19 protein-coding genes are annotated in these 20,855 nt (G+C 69.7%); 8 read left to right on the top strand and 11 right to left on the bottom strand.

Annotated features, from left to right (window positions below; translation table 11 throughout):
* Positions 1-19: 19 nt before the first annotated feature.
* From M3Q35_RS06790 to M3Q35_RS06775, 4 genes are read right to left on the bottom strand one after another with little or no spacing between them, the layout of a single operon-like run.
* Complete coding sequence (locus M3Q35_RS06790; RefSeq protein WP_273940783.1) at positions 20-697, bottom strand: GAF domain-containing protein; 678 nt, start codon at positions 695-697, stop codon at positions 20-22.
* Positions 698-707: 10 nt separating this feature from the next.
* Complete coding sequence (locus tag M3Q35_RS06785; protein WP_273940782.1) at positions 708-1,331, bottom strand: alpha/beta fold hydrolase; 624 nt, start codon at positions 1,329-1,331, stop codon at positions 708-710.
* Positions 1,321-2,679: a hypothetical protein gene (locus M3Q35_RS06780; RefSeq protein ID WP_273940781.1), complete on the bottom strand. Its 1,359-nt coding sequence runs from the start codon at positions 2,677-2,679 to the stop codon at positions 1,321-1,323. The genes M3Q35_RS06785 and M3Q35_RS06780 overlap by 11 nt, the downstream gene beginning before the upstream one ends.
* Positions 2,680-2,690: 11 nt before the next feature.
* Entirely contained in the window at positions 2,691-3,164 is a 474-nt protein-coding gene (locus tag M3Q35_RS06775) for a hemerythrin domain-containing protein (RefSeq protein ID WP_273940780.1), read from the bottom strand.
* 196 nt (positions 3,165-3,360) lie between these two features.
* On the opposite strand from M3Q35_RS06775, the gene M3Q35_RS06770 reads away from it, so the two are divergent.
* The 5 genes from M3Q35_RS06770 to M3Q35_RS06750 all read left to right on the top strand — a co-directional run bounded on the left by M3Q35_RS06770 (position 3,361) and on the right by M3Q35_RS06750 (position 12,224).
* Positions 3,361-8,163 carry an anti-sigma factor antagonist gene (locus M3Q35_RS06770; protein ID WP_273940779.1) on the top strand — a complete coding sequence of 1,601 codons (4,803 nt, stop codon included), beginning with the start codon at positions 3,361-3,363 and terminating at the stop codon, positions 8,161-8,163.
* A 64-nt stretch (positions 8,164-8,227) separates the two neighbouring features.
* The gene (locus M3Q35_RS06765; protein WP_273944275.1) at positions 8,228-8,539 is read left to right on the top strand and encodes a WhiB family transcriptional regulator; all 312 of its coding nucleotides are present in this window, start codon (positions 8,228-8,230) and stop codon (positions 8,537-8,539) included.
* 43 nt (positions 8,540-8,582) lie between these two features.
* Positions 8,583-9,593, top strand: coding sequence for a chemotaxis protein CheB (locus M3Q35_RS06760; protein ID WP_273940778.1), 1,011 nt, complete (start codon positions 8,583-8,585; stop codon positions 9,591-9,593).
* A complete protein-coding gene (locus tag M3Q35_RS06755; protein WP_273940777.1) occupies positions 9,590-10,339 on the top strand; it encodes an STAS domain-containing protein in 750 nt (249 codons plus the stop codon). Before M3Q35_RS06760 ends, M3Q35_RS06755 begins: the two co-directional genes overlap by 4 nt.
* Positions 10,340-10,370: 31 nt before the next feature.
* Entirely contained in the window at positions 10,371-12,224 is a 1,854-nt protein-coding gene (locus M3Q35_RS06750; RefSeq protein WP_379794105.1) for a CheR family methyltransferase, read from the top strand.
* 1 nt (position 12,225) lies between these two features.
* On the opposite strand, the gene M3Q35_RS06745 is transcribed toward M3Q35_RS06750, so the two are convergent.
* Positions 12,226-12,450: a hypothetical protein gene (locus M3Q35_RS06745; RefSeq protein ID WP_273940775.1), complete on the bottom strand. Its 225-nt coding sequence runs from the start codon at positions 12,448-12,450 to the stop codon at positions 12,226-12,228.
* A gap of 55 nt (positions 12,451-12,505) precedes the next feature.
* On the opposite strand from M3Q35_RS06745, the gene M3Q35_RS06740 reads away from it, so the two are divergent.
* Entirely contained in the window at positions 12,506-13,330 is an 825-nt protein-coding gene (locus tag M3Q35_RS06740) for a DMT family transporter (protein ID WP_273940774.1), read from the top strand.
* Here M3Q35_RS06740 and M3Q35_RS06735 read toward each other — a convergent pair.
* Together M3Q35_RS06735 and M3Q35_RS06730 are read right to left on the bottom strand one after the other, a co-directional pair.
* A complete protein-coding gene (locus M3Q35_RS06735; RefSeq protein ID WP_273940773.1) occupies positions 13,296-14,312 on the bottom strand; it encodes an AI-2E family transporter in 1,017 nt (338 codons plus the stop codon). The two genes, M3Q35_RS06740 and M3Q35_RS06735, sit on opposite strands and share 35 nt — an antisense overlap.
* 98 nt (positions 14,313-14,410) lie before the next feature.
* A complete protein-coding gene (locus M3Q35_RS06730) occupies positions 14,411-15,067 on the bottom strand; it encodes a GPR1/FUN34/YaaH family transporter (protein WP_273940772.1) in 657 nt (218 codons plus the stop codon).
* Between the two features lie 70 nt (positions 15,068-15,137).
* Here M3Q35_RS06730 and M3Q35_RS06725 point away from each other — a divergent pair, with 70 nt between their 5' ends.
* Both M3Q35_RS06725 and M3Q35_RS06720 read left to right on the top strand, forming a co-directional pair.
* Complete coding sequence (locus tag M3Q35_RS06725) at positions 15,138-15,752, top strand: flavodoxin family protein (protein WP_273944274.1); 615 nt, start codon at positions 15,138-15,140, stop codon at positions 15,750-15,752.
* A gap of 510 nt (positions 15,753-16,262) precedes the next feature.
* A complete protein-coding gene (locus M3Q35_RS06720; RefSeq protein WP_273940771.1) occupies positions 16,263-17,405 on the top strand; it encodes an HNH endonuclease signature motif containing protein in 1,143 nt (380 codons plus the stop codon).
* A gap of 345 nt (positions 17,406-17,750) precedes the next feature.
* Here M3Q35_RS06720 and M3Q35_RS06715 read toward each other — a convergent pair whose 3' ends face one another.
* The 4 genes from M3Q35_RS06715 to M3Q35_RS06700 all read right to left on the bottom strand — a co-directional run bounded on the left by M3Q35_RS06715 (position 17,751) and on the right by M3Q35_RS06700 (position 20,835).
* Positions 17,751-18,224, bottom strand: coding sequence for a hypothetical protein (locus M3Q35_RS06715; RefSeq protein WP_273940770.1), 474 nt, complete (start codon positions 18,222-18,224; stop codon positions 17,751-17,753).
* Between the two features lie 83 nt (positions 18,225-18,307).
* Positions 18,308-19,297 carry an inorganic phosphate transporter gene (locus M3Q35_RS06710; RefSeq protein WP_273940769.1) on the bottom strand — a complete coding sequence of 330 codons (990 nt, stop codon included), beginning with the start codon at positions 19,295-19,297 and terminating at the stop codon, positions 18,308-18,310.
* 3 nt (positions 19,298-19,300) lie between these two features.
* A complete protein-coding gene (locus M3Q35_RS06705) occupies positions 19,301-19,921 on the bottom strand; it encodes a DUF47 domain-containing protein (RefSeq protein ID WP_273940768.1) in 621 nt (206 codons plus the stop codon).
* Positions 19,918-20,835 carry a YihY/virulence factor BrkB family protein gene (locus M3Q35_RS06700; protein ID WP_273940767.1) on the bottom strand — a complete coding sequence of 306 codons (918 nt, stop codon included), beginning with the start codon at positions 20,833-20,835 and terminating at the stop codon, positions 19,918-19,920. Before M3Q35_RS06700 ends, M3Q35_RS06705 begins: the two co-directional genes overlap by 4 nt.
* Between the last annotated feature and the right edge of the window lie 20 nt (positions 20,836-20,855).

The following is a 20,855-nucleotide window of genomic DNA, read 5'->3' as shown; positions in this document are numbered from 1 at the left end:
GCCCGTTTCCGACAGCCGTTCAAACGCCGAACACGAGCTCGCCGGCCAGCACCTGGGCGGCGAGGTCGGGCAGCCGCCGCCCGGTCACGAAGGCATGGCCCCGCAGTCGCGCGTACCCGTCCTCCAGGGCGCCGCCGATCTGCGCCGCCACCACGGCCACGGCCTGGTTGACGAACGTCCACCGGTCGGCCACCGGCCCGGCGAGCACGTCGTCCTCGCCCGACACCAGCAGCTCCAACGCACTCTCGGCGAACAGCACGCCGACCGCGACCTCGGCTTCCGTCAAGGCCCGCGGCCAACGCTGGTACACCTCGAGGACACCGACGGTGACGCCACCGGCGGCGAGCGGGAACGCGAACAGCGCCGCCGCCCCGACCTCGGCCAGCGCCGGGACCAGCAGCGGCCAGCGTCGGTCGGCCACGAGGCGCGGCAGCAGCACGGGATCGTCCTGTTCCAATGCCAGCAGCGCCGGCCCGCCGCCGTGCACGATCTCCAGCTCGACGATCCGTTCGGCGACGTCGTCGGTGGCCTGGGTCGGCTCGGCCGTGCCGAGATCGCCGATCACGGACAGGCTGACGCCGTCGACGCCGAGCCCCGACGCGCAGGCCCGGCCGACGTGCCGCAGCGCGACGACCTCGTCCCCGGCCGCCGCGGCGATCGCCGCGGCGACCCGCTCCTCCGGCTCACCCTCCCTCACCGATCAATTGTCATACGCAACGGTTACCGAGAGCAACGTTGGCGAAGGCATCCGGATCGAGGTACGGGAAGGCGTGCGGCAGCCCGGGCAGCGTGACAGCCACGCCGCCCAGGCCGGAGACCCATTCGGACGTGCACAGTGGATCGCGTCCACCCCGTACGGTCACGAGTGGACAGCTGACGTCGGCCAGCAGATCCTCCAATGGATAGCGCAGCATCGACCGCAGCAGCACGGCGATCCGTCGCATGCCGGCCTTGCGCCACTCCGGGAACTGAACCCGGCCAAGGGAAGACGGCTCCCGCCGGCCGTCGATCAGCCACCGTGCCACCACCCTCGGCACCGACCGGTATGCCGGGTCGATGGTCGGGCTGCCCAGCACCAGCCGCGCCACCGGCGCCCGCCGAGCCGCCATGGCGGCGACCTGCGTGCCGGACGAGTGGCCGACCAGGATGACTTCCCGGTCGCGCACCAGATCGGCGACGAGCGCGGCGTACTCGGGAATACCCACCGGCGGCCCGGAGGTGGGCAGCCGGACCATTTCACAGCCCGCGCCGGTCGCCTCGATGCGCCGCACGGTCGGCTCCAGGTACCGGGACACGGCCAGTCCCGGCACGACCACGACGTCAGCCGGCACGGGCGTGCGCCAACTGGTCGAGGATCTTCCACACGCCGATGCGCAGCTGCCGCTCGCCCGACGGGATCGCCGAGGAATACCCGGCCAGGGCAGCGAAATCGGCCGGATAGCGACCGACGTCGGTGGCCGGCAACCGCACGACACCGCTGTATTCGCGCAGCCGCAGCCAGTCTTCGGGCTCGGCGATGCCGGCGGAGCGGACGCCGTGCGGGAACATCAGCACATCCACGTTGGGGTAGCGGCGTTCGCGCAGATACGTGCGGACGGCCTCGAGGGCGTCCTGCACCGGGAAGGCCGTCCAGAACGGGATCATACCGGCCTGGTTCACGCCGACCGGGTCGAGCATGACGAACGACTCTACGAGCAGCCGATCGGCCGGCCGTTCGGCCGCCAGCAACCACTCCCGGTGCATGTCCGCGATGGGGGCCGACAGGTCGTGCGGGTCGTCGAAAGTGATGCGATGCACGGGATGCCCGTGAGTGGCGGCCCACTGCTCGATCTCGGCACCGAGCGACGGCTCGAATCCCCACTCGGCCTCCGGCGCATGGTCGTCGGCCGCCGGCGACTCGAAGGCCCGCAACGGAGATCCTTGCTCCGCAAGGAATTCGGCCACTCGAGGGCTGCCGCCGAGGTACTCGTCGGCCCGCAGGCCGCCGTAGGCGCCGGTCTGGAACACGTGCCGCTCGCCGATCCGGGTCACCGGCCACGACAACTCGCAGTCGACCAGGATGATCGGCGCGCCGGGCATCAGCCGCGTGGCCAGGAACTCGGTGTACGCCCGGGGCAGCCGCAGCCACTTGAGCCGGAAGTACGTCATGAGATCGATCATCAGCCGGTCCTGGTTGCCGTCGTGCATGTGGTGCAACGCGACATCAGGATTGTTGTCCAGTAAAGGATCCGCGATGGCGGCGCCGTGGTCCGCGGCCGCCGCCGGCCGGTCCGGGTCGTTGTCCGACCACCGCACCGGCACCAGCATCGTCTGCGGCAGCCAGGGAATCCCGGCCGCCGCGCACAGATGTGTCATGGCGCCGTTGCTGGATCCGATTACCACGCCCGGATACTGCGGCGGCAGTTCGTCGTAGTGGCCGACCATCCACGCCGCCACCTGCTGCATGTCGATCGACGCCAGCATCGACTCCGTCACGCCCTCGGCCGCCCCGGAGATGCGGTACAACTGCGTCCGCAGCGCTTCCGGCAGCAGGTTGGACAGGCGCAGCGGCGCCGCGGCCAGCCGGCTCTGGCCCAGCACCGTGAACCGCTTGCCCCGCAAGGCCAACGACACCGCGCGCAGCATGGCGGTGGCGGAGTCGAAGCCCGCCACCGCCCTGCTGGGCGCAACCGTGGACACGACGGCCGTCCTCAGGCGCTCTGCACGGCCAGCGGATCGCTCGGCGCGTCCGCCTTGGCCGCGGCCATCCGCGCGCCGAGTTCCTGCAACTGCTTGCGCCCCATGGCCTTGCGCACCTCGGGGAACCAGTCCTGCTCTTCCTCTTCCACGTGGTGCCGGACGTTCTCGATCAGCACGGTCACCTTGGCGTCGAAGTTCTCCGCGTCGGCGTCGAGCTTGCCCAGCTCGGAGAGCATCCACATCACCACGTGGTGCTCCTCCACGCTTTCCAGCACGTGGTCCTCGGTCTGCGGCACCGCCCGCCGCGCCTCCGGGTAGAAGATCGTCTCCTCGATGTAGGCGTGCGTGGTCAACTCCTTGATCACCGAGTCGACCAGCCGGCGCTTGGTCGCGTAGGCCCGGTCGCCGGCCTGCTCGAACTTCTTGAACAGCTGCTCCACCGTCTTGTGGTCCGCCTTGAGCAGCACGATGGCATCGGTCGACACGGGGACGCTCCTCCCGGCACTGATGAACGAGACACCGGGGAATAGCCCGTGCCCCGATTTTTCAACCATCGCCGCTCACCCGAACGGGTTCTCGGCGTCGTGACGAGGAAAGGACGCCGGTTGCGTTGCCGGACCGCGTCCGCTGCCGCAAGCTGAACGGTGTCGATGTCCCGTGGCAGAGAGGCCGGCCAGGTCGGTGAGTGACGTTTTCCCGGGCAGCAGCGAGATGGCCGCGCGGATGCGCGCCTTCGACTGGTCCACGTCTCCGCTCGGCACCCCCGACAGCTGGTCCGAGGGCCTGCGCACGGCGGTGCGCATCTGCCTGACCTCGCGGTTCCCGATGATCCTGTGGTGGGGCGACGAGCTGCGCTTCCTCTACAACGACGCCTATCTGCCGCTGCTCGGCTCCAAGCACCCGGCGCTGGACAAGCCGGGATCGTCGGTGTGGTCGGAGATCTGGCACATCATCGGCCCGATGCTGGACGGCGTGCTGGCCACCGGCGAGGCGACCTGGTCGGACGACCTGCTGCTGCCGATGAACCGGCACGGCTACTGGGAGGAGACGTACTGGACGTACTCCTACAGCCCGCTGCACGACGATGCCGGCGCGGTGGTCGGCGTGTTCACGGCCGTGTCGGACACGACCGAACGGGTGGTCGGCGCGCGGCGGATGGCGGCGTTGCAGGATCTCGGCGCGCAGGCCGGCGCGGCGACAGTCGAGGACGCATGCCGGCGGATCGCCGACTGGGCCGATCGGCACGGCCAGGACGTCCCGTACGTGTCGGTGCACCTCGGCGACATCTCCGACGAGCGCTGGCCGCTGGCCGAGGTGTTACGGGACGGCGCGCCGGTGGTCGTGACCGCTGTGGAAGGCCTGCCCAGCGGCGGCTGGGCAACGCCGCCGACCGAGGCCATGGTGCTGCCGCTGCGCAGCGACGCCGGTGACCGGCCGCTGGGCACGGTGGTGCTGGCGGCCAGCGGCGGCCGGGCGCTGGACGAGGGCTACCGGGCGTTCCTGCGGCTGGTCGCCGACCAGATCGCCGGGCTGGTCAACGGGGCGATGGCCTATCAGGCGCAGCAGCGGCGGGCCGAGGAGCTGGCCGCACTGGACCGCAGCAAGACGGTGTTCTTCTCCAACATCAGCCACGAGTTCCGCACGCCGCTGACGCTGATCGCCGGTCCGCTGCGGGAACTGCGCGAGCAGGCGCCGCCGGACGTCGACGAGCAGCTGTCCATGATCGAGCGCAACGCCATGCGGCTGGGCAAGCTGGTCAACGCGCTGCTGGACTTCTCCCGCATCGAGGCCGGCCGGGTACAGGCCCAGTACGAGCCGGTCGACCTGGCCCTGGTGACCACCGAGCTGGCCAGCGTGTTCCGGGCGGCGATGGAGAAGGCCGGCCTGGCGCTGACCGTCGACTGCCCGCCGCTGGGCCGTCCGGTGCGGGTGGACCGCGACATGTACGAGAAGGTCGTGCTCAACCTGTTGAGCAACGCCTTCAAGTTCACCCTCGACGGCACCGTCACGGTCAGCCTGCGGGCCGACGGCGAGCACGCGGTGCTGTCCGTGCGCGACACCGGCGTGGGCATCCCGGAAGCGGAGATGTCCCGGCTGTTCGAGCGTTTCCACCGCATCGAGCAGCCCCGCGCGCGGTCCACCGAAGGCAGCGGCATCGGCCTCGCGCTGGTACGGGAACTCGTGCGGCTGCACGGCGGCGACATCTCGGCCGAGAGCGTGGACGGCGAGGGCACGGCCTTCACGGTGCGGATCCCGTTCGGCGAGGGCGACCCGTCCGAGCCGATACCGGACCATAGGTCCGCTTCGATGCCGTACGTGGAGGAGGCGCTGCGCTGGCTGCCGCCGGACGTGCCCTCCGGCGGTCCGTTCGACCAGGGCCCCGGCTACGTGCTGGTGGCCGACGACAACGCCGATATGCGCGACTACCTGGGCCGACTGCTGGGCGAGCGGCACACCGTCCGCACGGTCGGCGACGGCGACCACGCGCTGGAGCTGATCCGGACCGATCCCCCGGATCTGCTGATCAGCGACGTGATGATGCCTCGGCTGGACGGCATCAGCCTGGTCCGGGTGCTGCGGGCCGACCCGCGCCTGGCCCGTATCCCGGTGCTGCTGCTGTCGGCCCGCGCCGGCCAGGAGGCGGCGGCCGAGGGGCTGCGGGCCGGCGCCGACGACTACCTGGTGAAGCCGTTCGCCGCCGGCGAACTGCTGGCCCGCGTGAACACGCATGTGCGGCTGGGCCGGGTCCGCCGGCAGGGCGAGGAGCGGTTCCGCACCATGGCCGACGTCGCCCCGGCGCTGATCTGGGCGTCCGACCGGACCGGGCTGCGGGTGCTGGCCAACCGCGGCTGGTCGGAGTTCACCGGGGACCAGGGCTTGGGTGAGCAGTGGCAGGACGCACTGCATCCCGACGACCGCGACCGCTACCTGGAGACGTTCGAGCAGGCCAACCGGGACGGAGCGCCGTTCGACATCGAGTACCGGCTGCGCCGCGCCGACGGGGCGTACCACTGGATGCTGGAGCACGCCGTGCCGATCGGCGGCGGCGTGGAGTTCGGCGGGCACGTGGCCAGCTGTGTGGACGTGAACGAGCGCTACCGGGAGGGCGAGCGGCAGCGGCTGCTGGCCCAGGTCGGCACGGCCCTCGACACGGCGAGCGGCGTGCGGCAGCGCCTGGATCGCCTGATCGGCGTGCTGATCGACAGCCAGCTGGCCGACGGCTGCACGGTCGCCCGTACCACCGGCTCCGGGCGATTGGTGACCATGGCGCAGGCCGGCGCGCCCGTCGACCCGGCGACGGTCGACGAGCCGACCGTGGTCGGTGACAACGAGATGGCGTTGCCGCTGCGGGCCCGCGGCGAGACACTGGCGGTGCTGACCATGTGCCGCACGGCGCAGGAATCCCCCTACGACGACCGGGATCTGGCGCTGGCCGAGCAGATCGCCGACCGGGCCGGCATCGCGCTGGACAACGCCCTGCTGCTGGCCGAGGAACAGGCCGCCGCGCGCCGGCTGGCCCTGGTGCAGCAGGCCACCGCCGACTTCTCGGCCGCCACGTCCCCGCAGCTGGTGGCCGAAACCGTGGCCACGCACGGCCGGACCCTGTTCCTCGACCACGAGTTCGTCCTGTTCGAGCAGCGCGACGCGCACCGGCTGGAGCCGCTGGTCGTGCCCGGCCAGCAGTACGGTCTTGATCGGCTGGACCTGCGCGAGCACTCCCCCGTCGCCGACGCCGTCACCTCGCTGGCCCCGCTGTGGCTGGACCAGGTCGACGACTGGCGTGGCGAGTACCCGGACTTCGTGGACCGGGCGCGGTCCATCGGCTTCCGCTCCGGCGCGGTGATCCCGTTGACCGCCAACGGAACCTGCATCGGCGTGTTGGCGCTGGGCAGCCGCCGCGAGTTCCCGCTCGACGCCGGCGACAAACGGGCCGCGCTGGCCCTGGCCGAGCAGTGCGGGCAGGCGCTGGACCGGGCCCGGCTGTACCAGGCCGAGCACGAGATCGCCGAGACGTTGCAGCGCAGCCTGTTGCCGGCCCGGCTGCCGCGGCTGGACCGCCTCGCGCTGGCCGCCCGGTACCTGGCCGGCGCGGCGTTCAGTCAGGCCGGCGGCGACTGGTACGACGTGCTGCCGCTGGACGAGGACCGGGTGGCGCTGATCGTCGGCGACGTCGTCGGCCAGGGCCCGCGCGCCGCCGCCGCGATGGGCCAGCTGCGCAGCACCCTCGCGGCGTACCTGCTGGAGGGGCACCCGCCGGCCAGCGCGCTGGCCCGCCTGGACGAGTTCGCCGCGCGCATTCCCGACGCGCTGGCGTCCACAGTGGTCTGTGCCGTCGTCGACACCGCCGCCGCCGAGCTGCGCTGGGCCCGCGCCGGCCACCTGCCACCGTTGATCATCATGGATGGCCACGGCGAGTTTCTGAGCGGTGCTCACGGTCCGGTGCTCGGTCTCGGGGCCGGTATGGAGTTCACCGAGGAACAGTGCTCGCTGTCGCCGCGGGCCAGTATCGTGCTGTACACGGACGGCCTGGTCGAGCGCCGGGACGCCGATCTGGACGAGGACCTGGAGCGGCTGGCCGCGACCGCCGCCGACCTGCCGCCGGAGGAGCTGGCGGTGTGGCTGGTCGACCACCTGCTGACCGATGAAGGCCCCAGCGACGACGTCGCCCTGGTCGTCGCACGGCTGGTGCCGGCGCCGCTGCACCGGACCCTGCCGGCCCGTGCCGACCAGCTGGCCGTGGCCCGTCAGGACGTCACGGCATGGGCCAAGGCCGCCGGGCTGCCGCGGCCGCTGATCGACGACCTGCTGCTCGTCATCGGTGAGGCAACGGCGAACTCCGTCGAGCACGCCTACCGCGACCGGCCGGCCGGCGACTTCACGTACGAACTGCGGTGCACTTCGGGCGGTGGTGTCAGCGGCGTGGTGACCGACGGCGGCCACTGGCGGCCGGTGCCCGCGGACAACGGCACCCGCGGCCGCGGACTGGCCATGATCAAGGCCGCGTCGGTGCTGTCCGAAGTGCACGGATCCGAGACCGGCACCCGTGTCGAGTTCACGCTCCGGCCAGCGGTTGCCGCCGTCGAAACCCTGGCTATGGTCAAGTTCATGGGCAGTGACGGAATCTTCCCGACGCCCGCCGACGCGGTCCCGCCCGCCCTCGCCGCGGTCGACACCATTGGCCCCGTGTCCGTCGTGCACGTGAGCGGCGAGATCGACATGACCAGCCGGGACGCCGTGGAGCGGGTGCTCACCCGCGCCGTGGACGGCCACCCCGACGCGGTGGTGGTCGACCTCTCCGACGTGACGTTCTTCGGCTCGTCGGGGCTCCAGATGCTGGCCGAGGCCCGGGCCCACGCCGCCGCCAGCCACGTGACGCTGCGCCTGGTGGCCAGCAGCCGCCGGGTGCTGCGGCCGCTGGAGATCACCGGCATGACCATGGCGTTCCAGGTCTACAGCAGCGTGACCGAGGCCGTCGCCGGCTAGTTTCGCCGCCGCTCGAACGGGAAGCCGCAGCGTGACGGACTCTCGTGTGCGGAAGGCGGCCGGCATGACCACCAGGAAACGTCTCCCCCGGCCGGTGGCCGCCGACTGGGCGTGGCAGCTGCGCGGCGCCTGTCGGGGCACGGAGGAGGCCATCTTCTTCCATCCCGACCTGGAACGCGGCCCGGCCCGGCAGCACCGTGACGACCAGGCCAAGGCGATCTGCGCCCGCTGCCCGGTCATCGTGGAGTGCCGCCGGCACGCCCTGGCCGCCGAGGAGCCGTACGGGGTGTGGGGCGGCCAGGACGAGCACGAACGCCGGACGCTGATCACCCGACGGCGTCGCGCGCGCAGGTGTGAGCGTTCCTTGAGGGGGTAGCCTCCGAACTCGGGAGTAGTACACCGCCGAAGAGGGTGACGGAATGCCCCACTGCCGCGACGTGGTCGTCGTCGGCGCATCCGCCGGCGGGGTCGAGTCGTTGCGGGGACTGTTGGCCGCGCTGCCGGCCGACCTGCCGGCCTCGGTGCTGGTCGTGTTGCACATGCCGGCCGACGGCACGAGCGCGCTGCCGGCAATCCTCAACCGCGTCGGCCCGCTGCCGGTGCATCCGGCCCGCAGCGGCCTGCGGCTGCGGCACGGGCATGTTTACGCGGCGGTGCCCGACCACCACCTGCTGCTGGTCGACGGCGTCATGGCGTTGTCAAAGGGGCCGACCGAGAACGGACACCGGCCGGCGGTCGACGCCTTGTTCCGGTCAGCGGCCCGGGCGATCGGCCCACGGGCCATCGGCGTCGTGCTGTCCGGCACCCTCGACGACGGGGCCGCCGGCCTGCTGTCCATCGTGGCCCGGGGCGGGGCCGCGGTCGTGCAGGATCCGGCCGACGCCATCTACCCCGGCATGCCGGAGAGCGCCTTGCGCGCGGTGCCGACGGCCAACGTCGCGCCGGTCGCGAAAATGGCCGACCTGATCACCGCGCTCACCGCCGAACCGGTCACCGACCAGCCGCCGAACACGATGTCGCGCGCCGACCTGATCGAGGCGCACATCGCCGAACAGGGTCTACAGGAGGGCGGCCTGGAGATGACCACCATGGGCGAACCCTCGGGCTTCACGTGCCCCGACTGCGACGGCGCCCTGCTGTCCGTACCCGGCGCGGCGCGCTACCGGTGCCGCGTCGGCCACGCGTGGACAGAGGAGGCGTTGGTCGTGCAGAAGGACGCCCAACTGGAGCGGGCGCTGTGGACCGCGCTGCGCACCCTGGACGAGAAGATCAGCCTCAACCGGCGGATGGAGCGGACCGCGGTCGAACGCGGCAGCGGTCTGGTGGCCCGCCGCTACGCGGCGACGGTTGCCGAGGCCTCGCACGCGGCCGACGTGTTGCGCCAGTTCATCCGCGACGACGTCATCACCGACGAGGAGCCGGTGCCGTGAGCCCGCGTCCCTATCTCAACGTCGATGTCAGCCTGCGCGGCAACGCGGCCCTCGTGCGGCTGGTCGGCGAGCTGGGCCTGGCCAACGTGTCCACGGTGCGCAGCGCGGTGTTGAAGTGCGTGGCCGACGAGCCGTCCGGCGTCATCGTGCAGCTCGACCGGACGACCGTGGTCACGCCGCTCGCGCTGAGCGTGTTCGGCGCGGTGGCCCGCAAGGCCAGTGACTGGCCAGGGCTCCAGGTGCTGCTGGTGGCCCGGCCCGGCCGCACCCGCGAGCTGCTGCGGCGTGGCGCGCTCGACCGCTTCGTGCCAACATTCACGCAGGTCACAGAGGCGGTGCGGGCTTTGAAGGACACGCCGGCACGACAGCTCGCCACCGTCGAACTGCCGCCGGCCCACGGCAGCCCGGCCGAGGCCCGCCGGTTCGTCACCGAGACACTGGAGAAGTGGGCGGTCCAGGGGCTGATCGAGGATGCCTGCCTGGTCGCGTCGGAACTCGTGGAGAACGCCATCCTGCACGGCGAGTCGGCGGCCAGGCTCCGGCTGGAGCTGCGCCACGGCCTGCTCACCGTGGCCGTGCGGGACACCTGCGCCACACCGCCCTCCCGGCTGGCGCCGGGCACCACGCACAGCGGCGGACGCGGCGTCTTCCTGGTGGACGCCATGTCCAAGTCCTGGGGCAGCACGCCGACCTGGGACGGCGGCAAGGTGGTGTGGGCCGTGCTCGCCGTGGCGGACGGCGGGTGACCCGGTGCGCCGAGTACCGTTTCCCACCGTGGTGGAAAAGGCGCTCACGGACGGCGTGGAGGCGGACTTCGAGGCGGTGCTGCTGTACCTGAAGGAGGCGCGCGGCTTCGACTTCACCGGGTACAAGCGGACCAGCTTGTCCCGGCGTGTGCGACGGCGGATGAGCCAGGTCGGCATCGAGGAGTACACCGACTACATCGACTACCTCCAGGTCAACTCGGACGAGTTCGCGGCCCTGTTCAACGTGCTGTTGATCAACGTGACCGGCTTCCTGCGCGATCCCGAGGCCTGGGAGCACCTGCGGACCGAGGTGCTGCCGCAGCTGCTGGCCGAGCTTGGCCCCGAGGCGCCGATCCGGGTGTGGAGCGCGGGCTGCGCCTCCGGCGAGGAGGCGTACAGCCTGGCCATCCTGCTCACCGAGGCGCTGGGCGTCGAGGCGTTCCGGCAGCGGGTGAAGATCTACGCCACCGACGTGGACGAGGAGGCGCTGGCTCAGGCCCGGCAGGCCAGCTACGGCGAGCGCGAGGTCGAGGGCGTGCCGCCGGATCTGCTCGAGCGCTACTTCGAACACCAGGGCATGCGCTACGTGTTTCGCCAGGACCTGCGGCGCTCGGTCATCTTCGGCCGCAACGACCTCGTGCAGGACGCCCCGATCTCCCGGATCCACCTGCTGGTCTGCCGCAACACCCTGATGTACTTCAACGCCGAGACCCAGGCCAAGATCCTCACCCGGCTGCACTTCGCGCTGCTGCCCAACAGCGTGCTGTTCCTCGGCAAGGCCGAGATGCTGCTCAGCTACGACAGCCTGTTCACCCCGGTCGACCTCAAGCGCCGGCTGTTCCGCAAGGTGCCGACGCACGGTGTCGCGCAGGGCCAGCTGTTCGCCCATCCCGTCGCGCCACCGCGCCGGCAGCCCGCCAACGGCGCCATCGAGCTGCGGGAGCAGGCGTTCGCGGCCGGGCCGGTGGCCCAGGTCGTGATCAGCAAGGACGACGAGGTGTCGCTGATCAACCACCAGGCCGAGTCGCTGTTCGGGCTGTCGGCCCGTGACGTCGGCCGGCAGCTGCGCGACCTCGAGCTGTCCTACCGGCCGGTGGAGCTGCGGGCCCAGGTCGAGCGGGTCAAGGTGGAGCGCCGCTCGCTGCGGCTCAAGGACGTGGAGTGGCAGCGCGGGCCCAACGACACCATCTGGCTCGACGTGAACCTCAGCCCGCTGATCAGCGAGCGGGAGCTGCTGGGCGTCTCGGTGGTGTTCCACGACGTCAGCGCGGCCCGTCGGCTGCTCGACGAGCTGGAGCACGCCAACCGCCAGCTCGAATCGGCCTACGAGGAACTCCAGTCGACCAACGAGGAACTGGAGACCACCAACGAAGAACTCCAGTCCACCGTGGAGGAACTGGAGACGACCAACGAGGAACTCCAGTCCACCAACGAGGAACTGGAGACGATGAACGAAGAGCTCCAGTCGACCAACGACGAGCTCCAGACGATAAACGACCGCCTCAGCGAGCGCTCGGTCGAGCTGGACGACCTGAACAACTTCCTCGAGTCGATCCTGACCTCGTTGCGGTCAGGGGTGATCGTGGTCGATCCGGAGATGCGGGTCATCGTGTGGAACCGCGGCTCCGAGGAGCTGTGGGGCCTGCGCCGGGACGAGGCCAACGGCCAGCACCTGCTCAACCTGGACATCGGGCTGCCGCTGTCCGAGCTGCGTCCCCTGGTGCGCAACGCCCTGGTCGAGACCGACCCGGTCGGCGAGATCACCATCGCCGCGGTGAACCGCCGCGGCCGCGCGGTCTCGGTCCGTGTGGTGGCCAGCGCCCTGCGCGGCCGCAACGGCGACGCCGAGGGCGCGATCCTCGTGCTGGAGGAGAACCGCAACTGACTCAGGCGATGCCGACGACGAGGATGGACGGCAACAGATCCAGCGTGCCGTCGGCGCGCCTGATCGGCGCCCACCAGTCGTGGGTACGGGGGTCGATGATCTCGGGGCCGACGGCCATGGCGCGGCCGAAGGAGCTGCCGTTGGTCGGCTCGGGGTCGAAGTAGACGACCACCGTGCCCGCGCAGAGGACCGGTGTGTCGATCAGTGACGCTGAATCGTCTTTCATGCCTTGGAGTACCCGGCCGGCGGATGCGCAACCTCCTTCGGGGTAACCGAATGCCATGCTCGGAGTGCTACTGGCGGTGATGGCGTCGGCGATGAACGCGGCGGCGTCGGTGTTGCAGCGCAAGGCCGACCGCGACGAGTCGTCGTTCGGCTGGCGGATGCTGCTGGACGTGGCCCGGCGGCCGGCGTGGTGGGCCGGGATCGGTTCCGTGCTGCTCGGCTTCGGGTTGCAGGCCGTAGCGCTGGCCGTGAGCCCGGTGTCGGTGGTGCAGCCGTTGCTGATCAGTGAGCTGCCGTTGACACTCCTGTTGGCTTCCTTGGTGTTCCGGCGGGCGGTCGCGGGCCGTGACTGGTGGGCGGTGCTGGCGATGGCCGTCGGGCTGGCCGTGTTCTCGTACTGTTTGCAGCCTTCCGGCGGGAAGCCGCTGCGGGCTCCGTTGTGGACGTGGATCGTTGGTCTGGCCGCGTCTTTTGTCGTGATGGCGGCGTTGACGGTGGCGGGTCGGCGGACTAAGGGCGGCCGGCGGGCGGCGTTGCTGGGGCTGGCGACGGGCGTGGGGTTCGGCACGACGGCGGTGCTGGTGGCGGCAGTGGGGGCGGCCGGGGTTGGCGCGATGTTCGTGACGTGGCAGACCTATGCCGTGGTGGTCATCGGGCCGACATCGTTCTTCCTGCTCCAGCACACTTTGCAGGCCGGTGAGCTGGTGGCGTCCCAGCCTGGCATGACGTTGAGCAATCCGCTGGTGGCGATGGCCTGGGGCTTCACGGTGTTCGGCGAGCACGCCCGTGGCGGTGGGTGGATGGCCGGCGAGATCGTCGGGGCGGCGTTGATCGCATTGGGCACGCTCACTCTGGTTCGCTCGCCGGTGTTGAAGCCCTGACGGTCGTCAACCCGGCGGCGACACAGGCCGTCACCGGCACGGCCAGCAGGGCCCCGATGACGCCGGCCTCGGCCGCGCCGATCGCCACCACGATGACCACCACCAGCGGGTGCAGCCGGACGAAGTTGCCGGTCAGCAACGGATGCAGCACGTTGCCTTCCAACTGCTGCACCCCGACGACCACGGCCAGCACCAGCAGGGCAGTCACCGGGCCGCCGGCCAGCAGCCCCCTAGCCACCGCAGCCGTGCCGGAGGCGAAGGCGCCGATGTACGGGATGAACGCACCCAGGAACACCAATGCTGCCAACGGAACCACGAGCGGCACGTTCAACAGCAGCAACCCGGTGCCAATGGCCACGGCGTCGATCAGCGCCACAAGGCCGGTGGTGCGAACGAACCGCACCAGCGCGTCGAAGGCTGCCCTGCCTGCGTGGTCCATGCGGTCGGCGGTGCGTTCCGGCCAGAGCGCGACGACATGCCGGCCGCGACCTCGGCGACTGCCGTCACGGTGTTCAACGCCGTGGTGGCCAAGACATCCCGGTGACTGTCCATCCAGGACCGGAGCTGGTCGAAGACCTGGCTCAGTTGTCGGTCGTCGAGGTGGAGGGCCATGTACCAGCCAGCCGTGGGTCTGGTCGACGCCTTGGGTCAGGCGGCGGCCGAGTTCCGTCCAATCCGAGACCACCGAGACCGTGATGAACGTGACCAGGCCGCCGATCACCACCAGCCCGGTCAGCAGGGCGGCCGGCACCGCCAGCAGCTTCGGCCAGCCGTGCCGTATGAGCCAGCCGGCCAGCGGGGCCAGCAGGGCGGCCAGCAACAGCGCCACCGCCAGCGGGATGACCACGATGCTCAGCTGGGCCGCGACCACGCTCAGCGCCCACAGCGCGCCGAAGATCACCAGCACCTGGAGGGCCCGCACGGTCGCCCGGCCGAGCAGCCGGGAGCTCAGCAGCGGCAACCGGGTCCGTGACGTGGCCATACTCCCGGGATTGCCGCCGGTGGCGAGGCGAAACGCGTTTGTGCCGGTGAAGGCCGGGTACGACGGGACGGAATCGGCCGACCGCCGGCTGTAGTCGCTTACAGCTGACGCCGTACACCCGGCTCGTGCGGCGGCTCGCTGAACTGGTCGTGTGGGGCGTCCGACAACGCCTGGCGGGCTGGGCCTCGTCGGAGCATCAGGCTGCTGCCGCCACGGAAGTCTTCGATCATGAACACGATGCCGGCGTAGAAACCTAGCAGTGCTAGCAGGATGGCGGCGATGCCGCTGGCGATGTTGGTCCATTGTGGAGCGCCGAGCTGGTAGGCGGCTTGGAGCGCGGCGCGGGCGGCGGAGACTGTTAGGACGGCGGCCAGGAGGGCCTTGCCGAAGAATGCGCCTACGGCCAGCGGGATCAGCACTACGGTGAATGCTGCGAGGTAGAGGCCTAGGGCTTTGCTCGTTTGCTGGGTTGGTTCGAGGGTGTAGAGCGTGCCGATGGTCAGCCAGGACGTGGAGTAGAGGCCGAGTGCCGTGGCGGCGGCGGTGTCTCGGGTCAGGACGGCGAAGATGGTGGACATCAGCTGGAGGGGGAACACGAACAGTGCCATGATCGCGCCGACGGTGGCCAGGTCGTTCTTGCCCAGCCAGCCGAGTGCGACGCCGGCGATCAGGGCCATGCCGACCACGAAGGAGAAGAACCCCAGCGGCAGCGGGCTCGCATAGGGCCGGAGCATGACCCGCGTGTTGTTGGTCATCGTGGGGGCTACCCGGCCGTGTGGTCGTCAATCCCGTTTGTGCGTGGTGGTGACGGGTAGCCGTGTGCCCATGACCTCAGCGAAGGAGCTCCGAGCCCTGGCCCTCGTGTGCACGTTGACGCCGTCGCCTGGTGACTCCAGCAGCGAGCTGCTGGCCCAGCACGTCATGGACCAGTTCGCTGCGCATGGCGTCAAAGGGGACATCGTGCGGGTCGTCGATCATGAGGTGAAGCCGGGTGTGGCCGTGGACATGGGGCATGGTGACGCTTGGCCGTCGATTCGGGCGCAGTTGCTGGAAGCTGACATCCTGCTGCTGGCCACGCCGATCTGGCTCGGGCATCCGTCGAGCGTCGCTCAGCGGGTGCTGGAGCGGTTGGACGCGGAGCTTTCCCAGACGGATGAGAACGGCTTACCTTGCCTGTACAACAAGGTCGCGACCGTCGCGGTTGTCGGCAACGAGGACGGCGCGCACAAGGTCAGCGCTGACCTGTTCCAGGGGTTGGACGACGTCGGCTTCACGATTCCGGCGGGCGGTGTGACGTACTGGGTGGGTGAAGCTATGCAGGGCAAGGATTTCAAGGATCTCGACGAGGTGCCGGATGCGGTGGTGTCGAGCATGAGGCAGCTCGTTGGCAACGCGGCCCATCTGGCGCGCGTGTTGCGCGACAACCCGTACCCGGCCTGAGGAGGCAAACCCGATGGCGCTCACCAGGAATCCTGTACGTCCGGCTGTTGTGCTCGACGGGAATCCGCCGGAGCAGCGGCGACGGGCGGCGCGGCATGTCGCGAGTCGGGCAGAGGGGGCGCGGGAGTGTGCTGAGCTGTTGGAGATGCTGGGGTTGAAGGCTGAGGATGGGGTTGTGGTGGAGGAGTGAGGGTTGGGGGTGTGGGGGTTGGGGGTGTGGGGGTTGGGTGTGTGGTTGGGGTGCGGTTTTGGTGGGGGGATTAATTCGGGGTGGTCGCGTGGATTTGGCGTGGAGCCTCTGCGCGATGGCCCAAGGGCTAAAAGCGGGCAGGACGAGCCTGCCCTTGGCCTGTCAATTGTACGCCATCGCGCCCCTCCACACAAAATCCACGCGACTGGTCGGAGTTGCCGTGTTGTGGTGTGGCGGGAGGAAAGAAAAGCCTTTCTGTCCGGCGGGATTCACCCGTTAGGGATTCGCGTTCGATCTTGTGTTCGAGTATTCTCAGAAGTATGGAACTCACCCGCGACATCGAGAGCATGGAACCCACCGGGGCCATGTTCGATCTGGTGGTGGGTGTGGATCCGGCGAGCCTGACCCAAGAAGACTTGGTTAATTTTGTGGGGGTGGCCCGGAAGGTGCGGGCGGTGTGCGAATGGGCCGAGCATGAGGCCCTCAACCACATCGACGACCTCACCGAATTGGCAATGGCGACGAAGGTCTCGGAGCCGGCCCTGGCCCGGTCCCAGGAGATCGCCGCTGCCCTGGAGACTCATCCTGCGCTGGCGGAGAGGTTCCGCCGGGGTGAGATCGACCTGACCCGGTTCGCCGCCGTGTGGGAACGCACCCGCCACCTCTCGGACCCGGCGCAGGTCGCCGAAGTCGACCAGGCCCTGGCTGAGGAGGCCGCTGGTATGACCCGGACTCAGGTGTGTCGCAAGGCCACCGCCCTGGTCGCCAAGGCCGACCCGGATGGCTATGAACAGCGCTGCCACAAGGCCAAAGACGACCGGCAGGTCAGGCTCTCGGCCTTGCCCGACGGCATGGCCAAACTGGTGTGGATCCTCCCCGCCGCTGAGGCCCACCAGCTGTTCCAACAGATCTGCGCCGACGCCAAGTCACTCCCGAAGGACGAGCGCACCACCGACCAGAAACGCTCCGATGTGCTCTGGGACCGCTTGCGGGGCAAGCACACCAACTGGAACGTCCGCACCTTCGTCACCATCTCCATGGAGACCCTGCTCGGCCTGACCAACGACCCCGGCCAGCTCGCCGGCTACGGCCCCATCGCCGCCGAGGCAGCACGGGAACTGGCCATGCACGGCCCCTTCCGAGGGCTCCTGCTGGATGAGTACCAGCAGATCAGCGCGATCAGCACCGACACCTACCGGCCCACGGCGCTGATGAAGGAGACGTCCGTTGCTCGGGCCGGTGGGACCTGCACTGCCCCCGGCTGCACCCTGCCCATCCAGGAACATGACCACATCACCGCGTGGCCCACGGGCAAAACCACCCCCGCCAACCTTCAAGGCCTGTGCACCTGGCATCACCACCGCAAGCACGACAACTACACAGTGACCCGAGACACCGACGACACCACTCACTGGATCACCCCGGCCGGCCGCCACTACACCACTCACCCCCTGCGACACTAACCAGGGAAACGGACGCCGAACAATGGCCACCAAAAGGGTGCACGGCGGGAGCCAAACCCAGCCACCGCCATTCCCTCACACCCCGATCGTCAACTCCCGAATTGGGTCGATTTTGTGTGGAGGGGCGCGATGGCGTACAATTGACAGGCCAAGGGCAGGCTCGTCCTGCCCGCTTTTAGCCCTTGGGCCATCGCGCAGAGGCTCCACACCAAATCGACCCATAAACCGAAGAACCCCCGGAAAACTACACGGCACGCGCACCAAACCCAACCCCCACAAAGGGCGGGTGGGCGGGCCACCAAACCCAACCCACAAACCCACCCCCAAAACAACCCCCACCACGCATCAACTCCGAGGCCGAGGCTCCCCCAACGTAGGCTCCCGCCGAGCCTGCGGCGCCATCCCCGCCGACGGATCATTCGTCACTTCATACTCGTTAGCATGCTCCCGCTCATGCCTGAGCTCCCGCACCTGAGCATCGAACCCCGACACTACCTCCTCCTGCTTACGCCGAGTCAGCATCCGCAGCGCGATCGCATATGCCACCGCCACCAAAATCAGCAGCAGCCCGATCCGCACCAGGAACACCTGGGTCCGATCCCCGCCGAACGGAATCGCCGCGAGCAGCGCGAGCAGACCCAGCGTCACCAGGTGGAACAGCATCGACACGAGCATCGCAACCGAGCCGGCCGACTCCCGCTCACGCGGCGCGACGTTCGCGCCGGCCAGGTAGCGCTTGCCGCTGAACGCCAACAGCCGGCCGACGACCACGATGGCGATGATGCCGGCGACCAGGTAGTACACCGTTCCGGTGTCCACGAGAACCACCTCTCCTCTGATTACTCCCGGAATACCCCGCCACGCCCAACCCGAATCACCCAACCCGAGTCACCCGACGCGAGTCACCCGAGCGCCAGGCTCGCCGGCCAGTACACCGCCGCCGCCACCAGTCCAGCAGCCGGCAACGTCAGCACCCACCCGGTCACGATGTCCCCGGCGATCCCCCACCGCACCGCCTTCGGCCGCCGCGTAGCCCCAACCCCCATGATCGCCGTGGTGATCACGTGCGTAGTAGAGATCGGTGCCGCCCAAGCGAAAGCGGTGACGTACAGCACCGCCGCCCCGGACAGCTCCGCGGCGAACCCGTGCGGCGGCGTCATCGGAAACACTCGCCGCCCCAAGGTCCGCATCACTCGCAGCCCACCGGAATAACTACCGGCAGCCATCGCCGCCGCGCACGAGAGCACCACCCACAACGGAACTCCACCACCATGCCCCACACCCGTCACGGCCAGCGCCAGCACGATGACCCCCATCGACTTCTGCGCGTCCTGCAACCCGTGCCCCAACGCCAACGCGGCCGCGGACACGATCTGCGCGTGCCGAAACCCCCGCCGAACCCGATGAGCGTTGCCCCGCCGGAACAACCACAGCATCCCGGTCATCACCAGATACCCAAGCACCAACCCGACCAACGGCGAGATGATCATCGGCACGAGCACCTTGTTGATCACGCCACCCCAGTGCACCTCACTCGCGGCGGCCAGCGCGGCACCGACGAGTCCCCCGATCAACGCATGGGAAGACGAGGACGGCAGCCCGAAATACCAGGTCGCGACGTTCCACACGATCGCACCGACCACCGCCGCCAGCACCACGGCCAGCCCGTCCGAGCCTTGTGGCGGCGCGATAACACCATCCGCGACGGTGACCGCAACACCGGTCGACAACAGCGCGCCAACGAGATTCATCGCCGCACCCATGGCCAGCGCCCATCGCAGTGGCATCGCCCGCGTCGACACGGCCGTGGCCACGGCGTTGGCGGCGTCGTGGAAACCGTTGGTGTAGTTGAAGACCAGCGCCAGGGCCACCACAACCCAGAGCCCGAGCACCCCTCAGCTCTCCTTGACGGCGATGGTGTGCATGACATCCGCCGCGTGTTCGAAGGCGTCGGCCGCTTCCTCGAGGCCGTCGACGATGTCCTTGAGCTTCATCACCGTCAGCGGCTCGTACTCGCCGCTGAACAGCAGGCTGAGCAGCCGCCGGTGGACCTGGTCGGCGGCGTTCTCCACCTCGCTGATCTGCTGCCAGTACGGCACGAGGTCCTTGGGCGTGCGAAGTTTCGGCATCGCCTCCGCGGTCAGCTCGGCCGCCTTCTTGAGCAGCTCCACCTGCTCGGCCACGCCCGGCGGGAACTGCGTGCACGAATACAGCACAGCCAGGTCGACGACCTCGTCCACGGCGTCGACCACGTCGTCCAACCGCACCGCCAAGCGATAGATGTCCTCACGGTCGAACGGCGTCACGAAGGTGACGTCGATCAGCTCGATGAGGGCGTGCGTATGGTCGTCGCCGACGTGTTCCAGCCGGCGCATCTCCCGCGCCAGCGGCTCACGGTCGGCCCCGTCGGCCTGTACGAACCCGTCCAGCAAGGTCATGGCCGCCGCGATGTTCTCGGCGGCGGCGGTGAGCAGATCGTAGAAGCGGGTGTCCCGTGGCGCGGCCCGCAGCCTCATTCGGCTTCCTCCCTCGGCTCGATCTCCGGTTCCCGGCCGGCGACCAACTGCCGGCCACGCACCAGTTCCGCGTCGAAGGCGGCGCCGAGCAGCACCGCCAGATTGCTGATCCACAGCCACACCAGGAACACGATCACGCCGGCCAGCGAGCCGTAGGTCTTGTTGTACGAACCGAAGTTCGCCACGTAGAGACCGAAACCCACCGAAGCGATCAGCCACAACAGGACCGCCAGCACGCTGCCCGCGGTCAGCCACAGGAAACGCGGCTTGGGCTGGCGGACGTTGGGCGCGGCCCAGTACAGCAGGCAGATGGCCAGGCTGACCAGGATGACGATCACCGGCCACTTGGCGATGCCCCAGATCAGCAGCCCGGTCGACCCGATGCCGATCCACTGCCCGACCTGGTCGGCGACCGGTCCGGACACCGCCAGCCCCAGCCCCGACACGGCCACCATCAGCATCAGCGCCACGGTCAGCCCGAGTTGCAGCGGCACCGTCTTCCACAGTGGACGGCCCTCTTCGACGCCGTAGACAGCGTTGTTGGCTCGCATGAAACCGCCGATGTAGCCGCTGGCCGCCCATAACGCGCCCAGCACACCGAGAACCGCCAGCAGACCGGCCCCGGTGTGCGCGTTCTCGATGGCCCCGACGATCAGGTCCCGGCCCTGGCCGAGCGGCACCGAGTTGATGCTGTCGGTCAGCATTTTGGTCGCCTCCGGCCCGAGCAGCCCGACCGCGCCCGTGACGACGATCAGTCCGGGAAACACCGACAGCACGGCGTAGTAGGTCAGCGACGCCGCCCAGTCCATCAGGTGGTTGTCCTGCACGGCGACCACCGTGCGTTTCAGCGCCGCCCACCACGTGCCGGCCGGCAGGTCGATCGGGGTCCCGGGCGCGTGCGCTGCTGTCGCCATGGTCCGGGCTTCCCCGGTCA

This window comes from Kutzneria chonburiensis (assembly GCF_028622115.1).
GTDB classification, from domain to species: domain Bacteria; phylum Actinomycetota; class Actinomycetes; order Mycobacteriales; family Pseudonocardiaceae; genus Kutzneria; species Kutzneria chonburiensis.
This window is presented reverse-complemented; position numbering and strand designations above follow the sequence as displayed.

Bases quoted from the DNA above. Each gene is read 5' to 3' on its own strand.
- M3Q35_RS06700 (WP_273940767.1), bottom strand. From the start codon at position 20,835: ATGGCGACAGCAGCGCACGCGCCCGGGACCCCGATCGACCTGCCGGCC.
- M3Q35_RS06725 (WP_273944274.1), top strand. From the start codon at position 15,138: ATGACCTCAGCGAAGGAGCTCCGAGCCCTGGCCCTCGTGTGCACGTTG.
- M3Q35_RS06745 (WP_273940775.1), bottom strand. From the start codon at position 12,450: ATGAAAGACGATTCAGCGTCACTGATCGACACACCGGTCCTCTGCGCG.
- M3Q35_RS06705 (WP_273940768.1), bottom strand. From the start codon at position 19,921: ATGAGGCTGCGGGCCGCGCCACGGGACACCCGCTTCTACGATCTGCTC.
- M3Q35_RS06730 (WP_273940772.1), bottom strand. From the start codon at position 15,067: ATGACCAACAACACGCGGGTCATGCTCCGGCCCTATGCGAGCCCGCTG.
- M3Q35_RS06720 (WP_273940771.1), top strand. From the start codon at position 16,263: ATGGAACTCACCCGCGACATCGAGAGCATGGAACCCACCGGGGCCATG.
- M3Q35_RS06760 (WP_273940778.1), top strand. From the start codon at position 8,583: ATGCCCCACTGCCGCGACGTGGTCGTCGTCGGCGCATCCGCCGGCGGG.
- M3Q35_RS06735 (WP_273940773.1), bottom strand. From the start codon at position 14,312: ATGGCCACGTCACGGACCCGGTTGCCGCTGCTGAGCTCCCGGCTGCTC.
- M3Q35_RS06765 (WP_273944275.1), top strand. From the start codon at position 8,228: ATGACCACCAGGAAACGTCTCCCCCGGCCGGTGGCCGCCGACTGGGCG.
- M3Q35_RS06740 (WP_273940774.1), top strand. From the start codon at position 12,506: ATGCTCGGAGTGCTACTGGCGGTGATGGCGTCGGCGATGAACGCGGCG.